Source organism: Variovorax sp. W2I14 (assembly GCF_050435205.1).
Classification (GTDB): domain Bacteria; phylum Pseudomonadota; class Gammaproteobacteria; order Burkholderiales; family Burkholderiaceae_C; genus Variovorax; species Variovorax paradoxus_C.
Genome location: NZ_JBNDJX010000001.1, coordinates 650026 through 665040, shown reverse-complemented (window position 1 = coordinate 665040; position 15015 = coordinate 650026). Strand labels below are relative to the sequence as shown.

Here is a 15015-nt window from a genome sequence, read left to right as displayed (position 1 = left end):
TTCTTTCTCCAGGAGAACTGCAATGGACGATTTCAACCGTGGCGACCATCTTCCGGACGACCCGGAACCCGACTGGGACTCCTCCCCTTTCGAGCGGCAACGGCACCTTCTCATCGCGCTCTTTCCCGAGCCCGAGGTGCAGGCCGCCATCGAAACCCACCGCAAGGACTGGATCTGGCCCAAGGGCCACTACTTTCCGCGCACCCCGCGTCTGCACCTGACGCTCCACTGTTTCAGCGACCAGCCCAAGGCTGTCGAAAAGCGCCTCCGCGAAGCGCTCGCCCAGGTCCGGGTGCAGCCCATGGATCTCGTGCTGGACAGCTCACGCACATGGCGCAACGACATCGCGGTGCTGCAGCCCGCCGAGCACGGCGCCTTGCGCACGCTGCATGCGGACATCGGCCGTGCGGTACGGCAGGCGGGCATCTCCACGGAAACGCCGACCTTCACGCCGCACATCACCATCGCCCGGCGAACCGAAGGCGCGGCCTATCCGATGACCCTGCCGCCGATCCCGTGGCGCGTGAGGAAATTCCTGCTCGTGCGCTCGTTCACTTCGCATCCGGTCGAGCACCAGGTGCTGGCCACCTACGAAGCTGACGAAGACAACGAAGAAGACGGCGTCTGACACAGGGAAGTCAGCTTTCGTGGCCTTATCGGGTGAGACAATTTTCGGCGCCCATCGAACGAACGCCCATCATCCCTGCATGCTGACACCACCCGATATCGCCCACGACGCCATTCACAAGTGCCTCGCCGAAAACTACGGCCTCCAGGCGACAGACGCTGAATTCCTTCCGCTGGGCGCTGACGTTCACTCCGCGGTCTTCCGTGTACAGGCGAACGACGGCGCGGCGTATTTCCTGAAGCTGCGCAGCGGCGATTTCGACAAGACGGCCGTTGCCGTGCCGGCCTTTCTCCATCACGACAAAGGCATCGCTGCGGTGATAGCGCCGTTGCCGACAACGGACCGTCAACTCAGCGTGCAGCGCCAAGGCTTCGACTGGATGCTCTATCCCTTCTTCGAAGGCCAGAACGGATTCGAACGCGCCCTGACAACCGCGCAGTGGACCGCTCTCGGCGCGGCACTGGGCGCCATTCATCGCACCGAATTGCCGCCCGCCCTGCTCGCAGGCATCCCCAAGGAAACCTACGCGCACCGCTGGCGCGAAGGCGTCAGGCGCTATCAGCGCCGCTTCATCAACGGCTTCGTGGGCGACGCCATCGTCCAGCGCTTCCACGCTTTCTGGGCGCAGCATGACGAGGAGATCGACACGCTGGTCTATCGCAGCGAGCAGCTCGCATCGATCCTGCTGGAGAAGGCGCTGCCGCAGGTCGTGTGCCACGCCGACATCCACGCGGGCAATGTGCTGCTGGGCGATGGCGACCGGCTGGCCATCGTCGACTGGGACACGCTCGTCCTCGCGCCGAAGGAGCGCGACCTGATGTTCGTCGGCGGCGGTGTCGGTCACGTGTGGAACCAGCCGCAGGAAGAGGCGCCGTTCTACCGAGGCTACGGCGCCGCGGAGATCGATGCGGTCGCCCTCGCCTACTACCGCCACGAGCGCATCGTGCGCGACATCCTGGAAATCAGCGACCAGGTCTTCGATGCGTCCGCAAGCACCGAAGACCGCGAAGAAGCCAAGCGCCAGATGGCGAGCCAGTTCCAGCCCGGCGACGTGGTCGCCATTGCGCACCAGAGCTACGAAGCGGTCACCTGATCGCGCTGGCGGGCTGATCCGCTAGATCAGCATGTCCTGCACATCCTCGTCGAAGCCCGAAATCGGCTGCGCCTTGGCCAGCGCCAGCCAGACTGCGAACGGCATGCGCTCGATCGGCCGATGCACCGCGGCCCGCGCCACCACGAGGCGCTCGCCTTCGAGCACCAGCACGCCGCACTCGGCCGGAATCTCCTCGGGCGTGGCGATGCAGCGGCCGCGCGCGTCGTTGCCCAGCACGTACCAGCACTCGCCGCCCAGATCGAGATAAGCCGCGCGCTTGTCGGGCTTGCGCAGGTCGCCCAGCAGATCGGCGCGGCTGACCTTCACCTCGTGGACGATCGGGTGCGCATAGGCCTCGACGCTGGTGTTGCGGATCGAAAACACATCGGGCCGCGCCATGCACCAGCGCGGCTTTCCGCCCTCTTCGAGCGGCGGCAGGCGCGCGCGCAGGCCGAGGCCGCGCCATGCGATGCGGCCGCCGCGCGTCATCTCGCGCGCCACGCGTTCGACCAGCGCCTCGTGCGGCGTCAGCGCCGCGCGGTTGATGGTGAGCGTGGTCGCTATGCGGGCAATGCCGGCGTCGGTCACGCGCAGGGTCTCGTGGCCATGCGATGTGCGCACGCGTTCGAGGAATCCGCCGGCCAGCAGCTCGACCTCGATGGCGTCGCAGCACGGCCAGCCAGCCGAGCGGTAGATCTCGCGCAGGCGCCGCGCGTGGAGCTTGCCGAAAGGCACCGTGGCAGTCGCGTCCGCCATTTCAGCCATTGCCGTTGCTGTTGCTGTTGCTGTTGCTGTTGCTGTTGCTCCCGCCGGTCTGCATCGGCGGAGGCTCCACCACCGGCGGTGGAAATCCCGGGTCGGTGACCGGCGGCACGACCGGCGGCGGATCGCCCTCGGGAGGTGGTGGTGGAGGTGGTACGGGAATCGGCACGTCGGGCGCGGGCGGCGGCGGACCGATCGGCATGGCGACGAGGGGGTCACGGTCGGGGGCTAGTGCGATTGCGAGTGCGGACATGGGGAACAGGTTAGCGAAAAGTCGTGGGAGGCGCGAGGCGTGGAACGATCGGTTGCATCCGTCGCATTGCGCGCTCGATCAATGGAAATCCCGGCTGATGTTGCTCTGCGCAAGCCGGCCCATGAGCGGCGTCAAATCCTTGAAGCCGGTGGCGACCAGATGCTGCACCTTGCCGCCGCTGTCGTCGTCGCGCTGCCAGGTGCCCTGCACCGCGAGCAGGTGCGATTTCAGCAGCGGCTCGCGCCAGGCGTCGATGACATGGCTCCAGACGATCACGTTGACGTTGCCGGTCTCGTCCTCCAGCGTGACGAAGATGGTGCCGTTGGCCGTTCCGGGCCGCTGCCGGCCCTTGACGATGCCGCAGGCGCGCACGGTGCGGCCGGTGGGCTGCGCGCGCAACTCCTCCGCGCTCATGAGCTTCATGCGCGAAAGGCACGGGCGCAGCAGCGCGAGCGGATGGCGGCGCAGCGTGAGGCCGAGCGATGCGTAGTCGCCGACGATCTCCTCGCCCTCGGGCGCCGCGGGCAGCAGCAGCACCTGCTCGTTGATCGGCACGCCCTTGAGCAAGGCCGGCGAGCGTCGCTGCGCCGTGGCGTCCCACACCTGCTGGCGGCGATGGCCCGAGAGCGACATCAGCGCATCGGCCGCGGCGAGCGCGGCCATGTCCTTGCCGTCGAGTTCGGCGCGCAGGGCGAGGTCTTCGGTGCTGGTGAAGGGCGATTGAGCGCGCGCTTTCAGCAGGCGTTCGACACCTTCCTTGGAGAGGCCTGAAATGCGGTTCAGCCCGAGCCGCACCCGCGGGCTGGTTCTCGTTGCCCAGGCGCTGGGCGTAGCGCGCGTCGGTGCCTGGCGGCATGCGCGGCGCATCGGGCGCGCGGGCCTCGAGCGTGGTGTCGAAATCGCTGTGCGTGACATCAACCGGCCGCACCTCGACGCCGTGCCTGCGCGCGTCCTGCACGAGTTGCGAAGGGCTGTAGAAGCCCATGGGTTGCGAGTCGAGCAATGCGGCGAGGAAGCAGGCGGGTTCGTAGTTCTTCAGCCAGCTGCTCACGGTGACCAGCAGCGCGAAACTCGCGGCGTGGCTCTCGGGGAAACCGTAGTCGCCGAAGCCGAGGATCTGTTTGAAGATGGCTTCGGCGAATTCGAGCTTGTAGCCGTTGTCCGTCATGCCTTTGACGAGCTTCTCCTGAAATTCTTCGAGGCCGCCCTTGCGCTTCCACGCCGCCATCGCGCGACGCAGTTGATCGGCCTCGTCGGCCGTGAACTTGGCCGCGATCATGGCGATCTGCATCACCTGCTCCTGAAAGATCGGGATGCCGAGGGTCCGCGCCAGCGCAGGTTTGAGATCGTCGTTTTCGTAGACGATCGGCAAACCCTTGCGTACTCGCTCACGCTGCTTGAGATATGGATGCACCATGCCCCCCTGAATAGGCCCTGGCCGCACGATCGCTACCTCAATCACAAGGTCGTCATAAGTACGCGGCTTCAGGCGCGGCAGCATCGACATTTGCGCCCTGCTCTCAATCTGAAACACGCCGATAGTGTCGGCATCGCAGATCATGTCAAACACCTTCGGATCGTTGTTGGGGATCTGATGCATCTGCACCATCGAGCCCCGCCACCGGTTCATGTGATCGAGCCCGCGGCGGATGGCGCTAAGCATGCCAAGTGCGAGAACATCAACCTTGAGCATTCCCATGGCTTCGAGGTCGTCTTTTTCCCACTGGATAACTGAGCGGTTTTCCATTGAGGCTTTCTCGACCGGTACTAACCGCGTGAGCCGGGTGTGCGTAAGAACGAAGCCTCCTACGTGCTGGCTCAGGTGACGTGGGAAGCCTTTGAGCCGCTGCGTCATCTCTATCCACTGTTCGAGCTTGAGTTCGTCTTCCCGCACGCCTGCACGTTTGCATGCCGCATTCAACTGCTCGCCGAGCACGGCATCGTCGAACCAGTAGTGGTCCTTGGCGAATTCATCGATTAATCGTTCATCGATACCAATGGCCTTGCCCACGTCGCGCAAGGCGCTGCGGGATCGATAGCAGATGACGACGGCGGCAATGGCAGCGCGCTCGCGGCCATATCTGTCGTAGATGTACTGGATGACCTCCTCACGCCGCTGGTGCTCGAAGTCGACATCGATGTCGGGCGGCTCATTGCGTTCACGGCTAAGAAATCGCTCGAACAGCAGCGTTCCTTTGTCGGGGTTGATGGCGGTAATGCCAAGGCAAAAGCAGACTGCCGAGTTGGCCGACGAGCCACGCCCCTGACAAAGAATGCCTTTCGATTTGGCAAAGCTGACAATGTTTTCCACTGTGAGGAAGAACATCTCGTACTTGAGTTGAATGATGAGAGCCAACTCTTTATGGACCTGCTGGCAGACGCTTTGCGGAATTCCCGAGGCATATCTTTCAAGCGGATATTTTTCGAGCGCGCCCTCCCACGTCTTGCGCACCAGCGTCTGGGCCGGCGTCTCGCCGTTGCCTACGCTTTCGAGCGGGTACTCGTAGCTCTTGCGAATTTCTTGCGGATCGAACCTGCATCGCTCGGCCACCACCAGCGTGTTCTCCAGCATTCCGGGCAAATAGAGCCCGGCCAGTTGCATGCGTAGCCGCAGATGCCGCTCGGCATTCGACTGCAGTGCAAAGCCGCATTCAGCGACTGTCTTTCCTTCGCGCACGGCCGTCAGCACGTCGTGCACCGACTTGCGGCCACGCCCGTGCATGTGTACGTCACCAGCTGCTACGAGTGGCACGCCGGCTTGTTCGCCGGCTTGCATCAGCGCGACGAACCAGAGGTCGTCGTCGAGTTCATTGAACATTTCCACGGCCAGCCACAAGTTGCCACCGTACAAGGCCTTTGCGGCTGCCAGGTCCTCCTGCAGCGTGGCCATCTCGATGCCTGCGCCAGGCTCGCGGTGCGGCACGAAAAGAATCTGGCAGTCCTGCAGTGAAGCCACATCGCTGCCCTCCCAGCTCACGCGGTACTTCCCTTTGGGCAGCTCGGTATTACGCGCAGCCGTGATGAATTCACAGAGGTTGCCCCAGCCTTGTGCGCCGTTCGCGATCACTACGAGCCTGAAGCGCTCGAAACGGAATTCGCTGCCGAAGAGCAGCCGGAATCCAGGGTTGCGCGGAATCTTCGGCTCGTCGGGATGTTTGCGCTCATACGCCTCCAGCTTGGAGGGCAGGTCTCGCAAGGCCACATACGCACGCACGATTCCGGCCACAGAGCATTCGTCTGTGATGGCTAGCGCGTCGTAGCCGAGTTGATAGGCGCGTTCCACCAACTCCTCTGGGGTCGAGGCGCCGCGCTGGAAACTGAAGTTCGTGAGGCAATGCAACTCGGCATAACGCGGCAGCACCGAGGTTGGCCGTACCCGCAACGGAACCGGCAGCGCATGCACCTTGGCAGGCTGGCGCTTGCGCTCTTCCTTGGCACTCAGGTCAGGCATAGAACCCCTGCAGGTACCAGCGCACTTCGCCTGAAGAAAACAGCGCCGAATGCCGCTCGCGAAAGATCCACACCAGCCCGGCTTCGGGGCTTTCGGCCACGTAGTAGTCGCGCATCGCCGGCTGGCCGCCGTCTTCCTTGCCGCCCCACCAGCCGGCCTCGACGCGCTGCGGGCCGACCAGCTTGCTCAGCGGGCCGCGATAGCACGGGCGCTCGCCGTCCATCTCGAGCAACACGGGTTCGGGCAGCAGCCACGGCGGATAGATCGCATCGGGCTGCGAGGCTGCGGCTTTCGCTTCCTTGCGCGCCTTGCCGGGCGCGGCCTTGTCCTTCTGCAACGCGGGCCGCCATGCCTGCTTGCGCTCGGGCCGGTGATCGGCCTCGGCGCAGGGCACCACCACCTGATGCGCGCCGAGCCGCACGCTCAGGCGCTCGACCATCTCGTGCAGCTTGTCGCCCTTGCGGTTGTCCTCGGGCAGAAAACTCGTGCTGGCGCCGGCCCACGGATCGGTTTCAAGCGTGCGGAGCCTGAGCCAGCTCGCGGGCGCCGCGAGCGTGGTGAGGGCGAGCTTTTCGGACAGCAGGCGGCGCAGGTGCGCGAGGTCCTGCGTGGGCTCGGCGGTGCGCACGGTGACCTGCTGGTGCGGCGGCAGGTTCACACCGTTGAAGCGCTTGAGGTCGAGCGTCCACTGCAGCTCGAGCGCGCGGGCGCCACGCTGGCGGGCGCGCAGCCAGATCTGCAGCGCCGAAAGCAAACGGTTGGCCGCCCACATGAGTTCGGGCGCGGTCTCGGCGAGCGCGGGCAGCTCCAGCTTCTGCTCGAACACATCGGGCAGCGTGAGCCAGTCGTGGCCCTCGGGGCGCAGGCCCCAGGCGGTGTCGAGCGCTGTGCGCAGCTCGGTGCCGAAGCGCCGCGTGAGGCCGCCGCGCGGCAAGGCGGCCACCTCGCCCCAGGTGCGGCAACCCAGGCGCGCGAGCAGGTCGAGGTGCGGGCGGGCGGCGGTGAGCGTGTCCAGCGGCAGGCCGGCCGGCATGTCCTTCGGGCGCTCTTCCTGCCGTTCGAACAGCCGCAGCCGCGCAAGCGCGATCAGGCTCGTGGCGCCCTGCGCGCCGAGCATGCGCACATCGGGCGCGGGGTTCGCGGCGACCAGCTGGCGCATCAGTTGCAGCCGCCCGCCCCAGAGGCGCTCGCAGGCCGAGACTTCGAGCATGAGCGCCTCGTCCTGCCAGGCGACGTGCGGCGTGTATTCCAGCGCCCACCAGCCCAGCGCTTCGGGCGTGGGCAACTGCGGTGCGTCGGGCGCGTCGGCGTCAAGCGACCACCGCAATGCGATCCAGTGCATTGGGGCCTCCTTTCCACGCGTCGATGCGGACCACGGTTGCGGACGTTGCCGTGTCGCCAACCGGCACCGTGCCCTGCTGCTGCAGGCGCAGCTTGCGGCGCAACCGGGCGGCGGCGAGCAGCGCCGTCATGCGCTCGTTGCGCGCCGGCAGCATCACCGGCGCGGCCAGCGGCGGACCGCGGCGCTTGAGGATGTGCAACTCGATCTGCGAAGAATCCGCGGCGCAGCTTTCCACCTGAAGACGAAGCCGTGCGGGCGAAGCGCCCCGCGCGGCCGACTCGGGCCGGCACACGAAGAGCATCACGTCATGCTGCGCGGCGGCCAGTTGCAGCCGCCGCAGTTCGCCCACGCGCGCCTGCGGCAGCCACGCCACCACGGCGGCCACGTCCGCGCAGCGCAGCGCCTGCTCGCAGGCCCACAGGCGCGCGGGTGGCGCATCGCTCTTGATCCACATCAGCGCCTCCACCGGCAGGCCCTGCGCCGCGAGCGACGGCCCGCAGGGCTCGTAGGGCGCGCCGATCAGCACGACCGGCCCGCCGCGCGCCTCCACAGCCTGCGCCAGCGCGGGCAGCAGCAGCCGCCAGACATGCGCTTCGGGCGCGCTTTGCAGCAGCTCCGTCATCGCGCCGACCGGCCAGCCGCCGCCGGGCAACTCGGCGTCGAGCGCGGCATGGCCGGTGGCGACGACCTGCGCGTCGGCCAGGCCGAGTTCGTCGGCATGCCAGACGCCACGGCCCGCGGCGGCGGAAAAGGAGTCGAGGAAAGGAAGGCCCATGATCGGAGTTTTAACTGTATTTTTATACAGTATTTCCTGAGCCGCAACCGGAGATCGATTTACTCGGAGGACTTCGCCCCTTAAGATTAATTGTTAACAGTTTGTGACCATGACACACAAAAAGATTCAATTCCTGGCCTCGGCCTTTGCCGCCTTCGTTCTCGGACTGTCTGCTTCGGCGCATGCGCAGACCGGTAAACCCCTGCTGATCGGCCAGACCTTCGTGCAGACCGGCCCGCTGGCGTCGCTCTCGACCGAGCCGCTGGTCGGCATCCGTGCCATGTTCACCACGCTGAACGCGAACGGCGGCATCAACGGCCGGCCGGTCGAGTTGCGACAGCTCGACGACGCCTACGACCCCGCCAAGGGCGCCGAGAACGTCAAGACCTTCGCGAAGGACGGCGCCATCGGCGTGCTGATGCCCATCGGCACTTCGTCGGCGGTCGGCGCGATCAAGGCGGCCAACGAATTGAAGATCCCGGTCGTTGGCGCCTACACGGGCGCGGGCCCGGTGGTGAAATTCAACGACTACAGCTTCCCGGTGCGCATCAGCTTCGACGAGGAATACAGCCGCATCGTGAACCACCTGTTCACCATCGGCCTCTCGCGCATTGCCTTCGCGCACAACGACAACCCCGGCGCGCGCTCGGCGATGGAAAGCACGCAGAAGTTCATTGCCGAACGCGGCGACAAGATGGTGGGCAGCGTGGCGATCAAGAACGACGGCTCCGACGCGGCCGAGCGCGCGGCCGAGCTGGCCAAGCTCAAGCCCAAGGCGGTGGTGCTGTCGGCCACCAACGATGTGGCGGCCAAGTTCATCACGGCCTACCGCGCGGCGGGCGGCGAGACGGCCTTCTATTCGTTCTCCTTCCTCAACGGCCAGAAGCTCTTCCAGGACATCAAGAAGGACGCGGCCGGCGTTGTCATCTCGCAGGTCGTGCCCTACCCGTGGAACAGCGCGATGCCCGTCATCGCCGAGTACCAGGCGGCGATGAAGAAGATCGGCATGAACGAATTCGGCTACGCGAGCCTGGAGGGCTACGTCGCGGCCAAGGTCATGGTCGAGGGCCTGAAGCGCGCGGGCGCGAACCCCACGCCCGAGTCGCTGCAGAAGGGCCTGGAGTCGTTCAAGACGCTGGACATCGGCGGCATCGCCGTGTCGTACCGGCCCGGCGAGCACCGCGGACTGACCTTCTCCGAGCTGTCGATGCTCAAGGCCGACGGGCGCTACCTGCGCTGAGGGCTTCCGCCCGGCAGCATGGCGGGCGCAGAATTTCGTTCGTGACGACGCCCACCACGAACGAGCCCCACCTTCCCGCAGTGACGCGTGCGCAGCTGCTGCGGCTCGGTGCCGCCCTCTGCGCGGGCGCCGCGCTCCCCTCCTTCGCCCAGCAGCAACCAGGCAGGCCCGCGATGCAGATGACCACCCGTCCCATTCCCTCCACGAAGGAAGCCCTGCCGGTCGTCGGCTGCGGCACCTGGATCGGCTTCGACCAGCGCCCCGGCACCGACGAGTACAAGCGCCTGCCCGGCGTGCTCGAGGCGCTCTTCGCGGCCGGCGGCACGGTGATCGACAGCTCGCCGATGTACGGCCGTTCCGAGGAAACCACCGGCGAATTGCTGGCCGCCACCAAGCCCCCCACCAAGCCCTTTCTCGCCACCAAGGTCTGGACCTCGGGCCACGAGGCCGGCGTCGCGCAGATGGAGCAGTCGTTCGCGCGGCTGCGCACCAAACAGATCGACCTGATGCAGGTGCACAACCTCGTCGACTGGCGCACCCACCTCGCCACCCTGCGCGGCTGGAAGGAACAAGGCCGCGTGCGCTACATCGGCATCACGCACTACACCGCCTCGGCCTACGGCGAGGTCGAGGCCGTGCTGCGGGCCGAGAAGCTCGACTTCGTGCAGATCAACTATTCGCTCGACGCGCGCGATGCCGAACAGCGCCTGCTGCCGCTCGCGGCCGAGCGCGGCGTGGCGGTGATCGTCAACATGCCCTTCGGCGGCGGCGGACTGCTGCGGCGCCTGCGCGACAAGCCGTTGCCCGCCTGGGCCGGCGAGATCGGCTGCACGAGCTGGGCGCAGGTGCTGCTGAAGTTCGTGCTGAGCCATCCGGCCGTGACCTGCACGATTCCCGGCACGAGCCGCGCCGAGCACATGGCCGACAACGCCGCGGCCGGCAGAGGCACCTTCCCCGATGCGGCCTTCTGGCGCCGCGAAGCCGCCGCTATTCGAACTTGACGTTGTGCTCCCGCACCGTCGCGCCGAAGGCGTCGTACTGCGTGCGGAAGAATTCGGTGAACTTCGCGGGGCTCATGCCGTAGCCCTCGAAGCCCTGCTGCACCAGTTGCGCATGCACGTCGGGCCGCTTGAGCGTGTTCTGCAGTTCCTGCGAGAGCTTCTCCGTGATCTCCTTCGGCAAGCCCGGCGGCCCGAAGAAGCCGGCCCACGGCGTGATCGTGAGCTTGCCCAGCCCCAGCTCGCCGCCCGTCGGCACATCGGGCAGCAGGCCGCTGCGCTGCGGCAGCAGCGTGACCAGCGCGCGGATGCGCCCCTCCTTCACGAAGCCCGGCGCCAGCGTGCCGGTGGTGAACATCATGTGGATCTGTCCGCCCAGGAGGTCGGTCATGGCCTGCATGTCGCCCTTGTAGCGCGCGTTGACCACCTTGCGGTCGCCCAGCAACTGCAGCATTGCCAGCTCCGAGGCGCTGTTGCTCGATGCCGAGTTGTAGGCGCCGGGCTTGGCGGCCACCATCGCCAGCAGCTCGTTGACGCTTTTTGCCGGCAGGCTCGACGGCACCACGAGGAACATCGAGAACTGCCCGGCCGAGCTGATCGGCGTGAAGGCCTTGAACGGGTCGTAGGGCGAGGTCGGCCGCAGCGTGGGCGCGGCCACCATCGCGGTGTTGGTGCCCATCAGCAGCGTGTAGCCATCGGGCTTGGCCGATGAAGTGGCCTGCGCCGCGAGCACGCCGTCGGCGCCCGGGCGGTTCTCCACGATCACCTGCTGGCCGAGCTGTTTGGACAAGCCCTCCGCAATGATCCGCGTGAGCGCATCGGCGCCGCCGCCGGGCGCGAAGCCGACGATCAGCCGCAGCGGCTTGTTCGGATAGGCATCGGCGCCCCAGGCCGCCGTGCCGGGCAGCACCGTCGTTGTGAGGGCGGCAACGGCCGCAAGGGCCAGGTCTCTGCGTCGCATGAAAGGCTCCTTTTCAAAAGAGATCAGAAGAGATGCCGCACACCGAACTCCCACCCCGACGAGCGCTTGCCACCGGCGGGCGCCACGCCGCCGCTCACCACGTAGCGCGCCTGCCCGCTGTTCATCAGCCGCGCGTAGGTGCCGTAGAGCGCGGTGCGCTTGGAGAGGTTGTGCACATAGCCGATGCCGAACTGGCGCGCATCGTCGCGGTTGCGCGGCATGCCGTTGGCGTTGCGCAGGCTCTCGTCGCTGCGGTCGTCCAGGTAGGCGTAGCTCAGGCGGATGCGGCCGACCTCGAAGGCCGGGATGTGCGCGCCGATCTCGGCGGTGTTCTTGCGCACCGTGCCGGTCGCGAGCTTCACCGTCACCTTGTTGTAGAGCGCGAAGAACTTCGCGAAGCCCGCATCCCAGGTGCCGCCGATGTTGGCGTGCGTGTAGTTGCCGATGGTGGAGGTGGCATTGAAGTGCGTGCGCGTCACGGCCGCCGCGATGTCGAACGCGCCCGAGGCAAAACCGAAACGCGCGCCGCCGAAGTTGCCGTCGTCGCGGTTCGGCGCGGTGGAGTCGTTCTCGCCGGTGCCGATCATCGCCATGCCGTAGAAGCCGCCCAGCTTGGCCGGCAGCCAGTAGCTCACCGTGTTGCTGCCGGTGATGGCCGTGGGCAGCGGCCCGGTGCCCGCGCCCGCGAAGGTGAGGTTGCCCGCGCGCGCCACGCCGTTGGCGTTGAAGGGGTCGAAGTAGATGCTGTTGTAGTGCGTCGGAATGAAGTCGTGGCCCAGCCGCACTTCGCCCAGCGAATCGTGCGAGAGGCTCACGAAGGACATGCGGTCGAAGGTGATCGGCCCCGCGGTGCCGGCGCCGCTCGGCTGGTTGTTGGTGTTGCTTGGCCTGCCGGTGCCGAGATCGGGATTCAGGCTGCCTTCGAGCCAGAAGCCCGCGCGCAGGCCGCCGCCCAGATCCTCGGAGCCGCGAAAGCCGATGCGGCTGGTCGAGAGCCCGCCGTTCGACAGCGCCTTGACCGAGCCGCCGCCCTCGCCCTTCGTGTACTGCACGCCCAGATCCACCACGCCGAACAGCGTGACGCTGGATTGCGCATGCGCCACACCGCTGCTGGCGAGACCGATGGCCGACCACATCAAAAGTCTCTTCATGGTTTCTTGTCTCCTGCTCTTTTTTGGGTTGAAAACTCTGGGATCACTCGGAAATCGCGCGCAGGGCTGCGCCACCGGGTGCGCGTGGGAGTGCGCACCGGTTGGCGAAGCCGGGGTCTGAAAAGATCTAGCTGGCGGGTTGCGGGCGCTCGGTGCGCACGAGCACGGCCCCCTTGGACAGCGGGCTCACGTTGCGCCGGTACTGCTGCAGCCAACCCGTGTCGAAGGCCGGTGGCGGCGCCTGCCAGTCGGCGCGGCGGACGGCGAGCTCTTCATCGGTCAATGCGATGTCGAGGCGGCGCGCGTCCAGGTCGATGGTGATCACATCGCCGTCGCGCACGAGGCCGAGCGGCCCGCCGAGCGCGGCTTCGGGCGACACCTCGGCCACCACGAGGCCCTTGCACACGAGGCCCGAGAGATGCCCGTCGGTCAGCAGCGCGACCTGGTCGCCCAGGCCCGCGCCATCGACCGCGAAGACCACGCGCGATGCGCCCCCGCCCATGGCCGGGCCGCCGCACGCACCGGCGCCGCGCATCACGACCACCTGGCCGGGCACGATCTCGTGGTTCTTCAGTGCGGCAATGGCGGCGTCCGAAGTCCAGAAGCACACGGCCGGGCCGGTGAAGCGCCGCACCTTGCGCTCGGCGATGCCGGTCTTGATGAGGCCCGACTCGGGCGCGAGATTGCCGCGCAGCAGCACGATGGCCGGCAGCGGCGCGACCGGGCGGTCGATGGGGCGGATCACCTCGGCATCCCTCACTTCGGCATCGCGCAGGTTGTCGGCGACGGTGCCGCCCGTGACCGTGAGCGCGCCCGTGTCGAGCAGCGGCGCGAGCTGCTTCATCAGCGCGCGGCAGCCGCCCGCCGCTTCGAAGGCCTCGATCGAATGCTCGCCGATGGGCCGCACGCCGGCCAGCACCGGCGTCGTGGGGCCGAGGCTTTCGAAGAGGCCGTACACATCGACGCCGCACTCGCCTTCGGTCGCCACTGCCTGCAGGTGCTTGGCCGTGTTGAGCGAAGCGCCGATGGACAGCACCGCGCGAACCGCGTTGGCAAAAGCGCCGGGCGAGAGGATGTCGCGCGGCTTCAGGTCGTCCAGCACCATCTGCACGATGCGCGTGCCGGCCGCGCGCACGTCGGCCATCATCTTCGGGCTCAGCGCGGCGACCGGCGCGCTGCCGGGCAAGGCCATGCCGAGCGCCTCGCAAACGATGTGCATCGAGTTCGCCGTGCCCAGGCCCGAGCACACGCCCGGCCCACGGATCGCCTCGCGGCTCATGCCCACGAGTTCTTCCACCGGCAGGTTGCCCGTCACGGCGTGCATCGCGCCGATGAACACCTCCTCGATGTCCATGTGCTTGCCGCGGTACTCGCCGCTGGGCTGGTAGCCGCAGGGCACGAGCAGCGTCGGAATGTTGAGCCGCGCCGCCGCCATGAGTTGCCCCGGCACCGTCTTGTCGCACGAGGTGAGGCAGACCATGCCGTCGAGCTGCGCGCCTTCGACCGCCACTTCGATGTCGTTGGTCACGAGGTCCCGCGCGCCGAGCATGTAGGCGCCGCGCGCGCCCGCGCCGGTGATGAAGTCGCTGGGTGCCGCGGTGCGGATCTCGAACGGCACGCCGCCCGCCGCGCGGATCGCGGTCTTGATCTCCGCCGCCACCTTGTCGAGGTGGCTGAAACACGCGGCCAGCTCCGAGGAGCTGTTGACGATGGCGATCTTGGGCTTCTCGCAATCCTCTTCGGGGATGCCGAGCGCGCGCCAGTGCGCATTGCGCACCGACCAGAGATAGGAGCCGCGCGGGAAGTTGCTGCGCAGGGGGCGGGTCATGGGCGGTCTCCGATATCTTTTTTCTTGGTGATCTCGATCACGCCGCGGTCGGCATCCACGCGCACCCAGTCGCCGGTCTCGATGCAGGCGAGCGGGTCGCGCTCGAAGTCGGTCATCGAGGGCGAGTGCGTGACCACGGCGCCCAGCGCCATCTTGGTCGTCATCTCGTTGAACAGGAATGCGGCGGGCGCCGAGTTCATGAGCCGCGTCATGTGGAACATCGCCGACCAGCCCGATGAGCCCTTGGCGCCCGGGAACACCAGCACCTTGCCGGCGAAGCTCTGGCCGCGCAGCTCGTGGCGCGTTTCGATGACGGTGCCGGTGCGCGGATCGATGCCGCCCCAGCCCGAGATGCGGTCGCGCGTGACCAGCGCCTCGCCTTCCGCGACGCCGCCCACGACCTTGCGGCCGCGGATGACGAGGGTGGATGTGTTGTCTGCGATCGCGCTCATGGTTTTGCTCCTTCCCCTTTCGGGGGAAGGTTGGGATGGGGGCTGGCAGAGCGCTCGATGGGTGCGCCGCATGCCCCCACC

At 67.2% G+C, this 15015-nt stretch carries 12 protein-coding genes and 1 pseudogene; 4 read left to right on the top strand and 9 right to left on the bottom strand.

What is annotated here, in order from left to right:
- The first annotated feature begins 22 nt into the window (after positions 1-22).
- Positions 23-628 (top strand): RNA 2',3'-cyclic phosphodiesterase, encoded by a 606-nt coding sequence (gene thpR, locus QF040_RS03185; protein ID WP_429609811.1) that lies wholly within the window; start codon positions 23-25, stop codon positions 626-628.
- A gap of 79 nt (positions 629-707) precedes the next feature.
- Positions 708-1721 carry a phosphotransferase enzyme family protein gene (locus QF040_RS03180; RefSeq protein ID WP_429609810.1) on the top strand — a complete coding sequence of 338 codons (1014 nt, stop codon included), beginning with the start codon at positions 708-710 and terminating at the stop codon, positions 1719-1721.
- A gap of 21 nt (positions 1722-1742) precedes the next feature.
- On the opposite strand, the gene QF040_RS03175 is transcribed toward QF040_RS03180, so the two are convergent.
- The 5 genes and pseudogenes from QF040_RS03175 to imuA form a co-directional block, all read right to left on the bottom strand.
- Entirely contained in the window at positions 1743-2477 is a 735-nt protein-coding gene (locus tag QF040_RS03175; protein ID WP_429609809.1) for a hypothetical protein, read from the bottom strand.
- A 1-nt stretch (position 2478) separates the two neighbouring features.
- The gene (locus tag QF040_RS03170; RefSeq protein WP_429609808.1) at positions 2479-2736 is read right to left on the bottom strand and encodes a hypothetical protein; all 258 of its coding nucleotides are present in this window, start codon (positions 2734-2736) and stop codon (positions 2479-2481) included.
- Between the two features lie 78 nt (positions 2737-2814).
- Positions 2815-6187 (bottom strand): annotated as a pseudogene (locus QF040_RS03165) (error-prone DNA polymerase).
- Complete coding sequence (locus tag QF040_RS03160; RefSeq protein WP_429609807.1) at positions 6180-7529, bottom strand: Y-family DNA polymerase; 1350 nt, start codon at positions 7527-7529, stop codon at positions 6180-6182. The pseudogene QF040_RS03165 and the gene QF040_RS03160 overlap by 8 nt, the downstream one beginning before the upstream one ends.
- Positions 7498-8304 (bottom strand): translesion DNA synthesis-associated protein ImuA, encoded by an 807-nt coding sequence (gene imuA, locus QF040_RS03155; protein ID WP_429609806.1) that lies wholly within the window; start codon positions 8302-8304, stop codon positions 7498-7500. Before imuA ends, QF040_RS03160 begins: the two co-directional genes overlap by 32 nt.
- Positions 8305-8413: 109 nt before the next feature.
- On the opposite strand from imuA, the gene QF040_RS03150 reads away from it, so the two are divergent.
- A complete protein-coding gene (locus QF040_RS03150; protein ID WP_429609805.1) occupies positions 8414-9544 on the top strand; it encodes an ABC transporter substrate-binding protein in 1131 nt (376 codons plus the stop codon).
- A gap of 80 nt (positions 9545-9624) precedes the next feature.
- Positions 9625-10545, top strand: coding sequence for an aldo/keto reductase (locus QF040_RS03145; protein WP_429614606.1), 921 nt, complete (start codon positions 9625-9627; stop codon positions 10543-10545).
- On the opposite strand, the gene QF040_RS03140 is transcribed toward QF040_RS03145, so the two are convergent.
- The 4 genes from QF040_RS03140 to QF040_RS03125 all read right to left on the bottom strand — a co-directional run bounded on the left by QF040_RS03140 (position 10532) and on the right by QF040_RS03125 (position 14934).
- Positions 10532-11503: a Bug family tripartite tricarboxylate transporter substrate binding protein gene (locus QF040_RS03140; RefSeq protein WP_307685481.1), complete on the bottom strand. Its 972-nt coding sequence runs from the start codon at positions 11501-11503 to the stop codon at positions 10532-10534. The two genes, QF040_RS03145 and QF040_RS03140, sit on opposite strands and share 14 nt — an antisense overlap.
- Positions 11504-11526: 23 nt before the next feature.
- Complete coding sequence (locus QF040_RS03135) at positions 11527-12654, bottom strand: porin (protein WP_429609804.1); 1128 nt, start codon at positions 12652-12654, stop codon at positions 11527-11529.
- A gap of 127 nt (positions 12655-12781) precedes the next feature.
- On the bottom strand, positions 12782-14482 hold the full coding sequence (locus tag QF040_RS03130; RefSeq protein WP_429609803.1) for a dihydroxy-acid dehydratase: 1701 nt from the start codon (positions 14480-14482) through the stop codon (positions 12782-12784).
- Positions 14479-14934 carry an aconitase X swivel domain-containing protein gene (locus QF040_RS03125; RefSeq protein ID WP_429609802.1) on the bottom strand — a complete coding sequence of 152 codons (456 nt, stop codon included), beginning with the start codon at positions 14932-14934 and terminating at the stop codon, positions 14479-14481. Before QF040_RS03125 ends, QF040_RS03130 begins: the two co-directional genes overlap by 4 nt.
- Between the last annotated feature and the right edge of the window lie 81 nt (positions 14935-15015).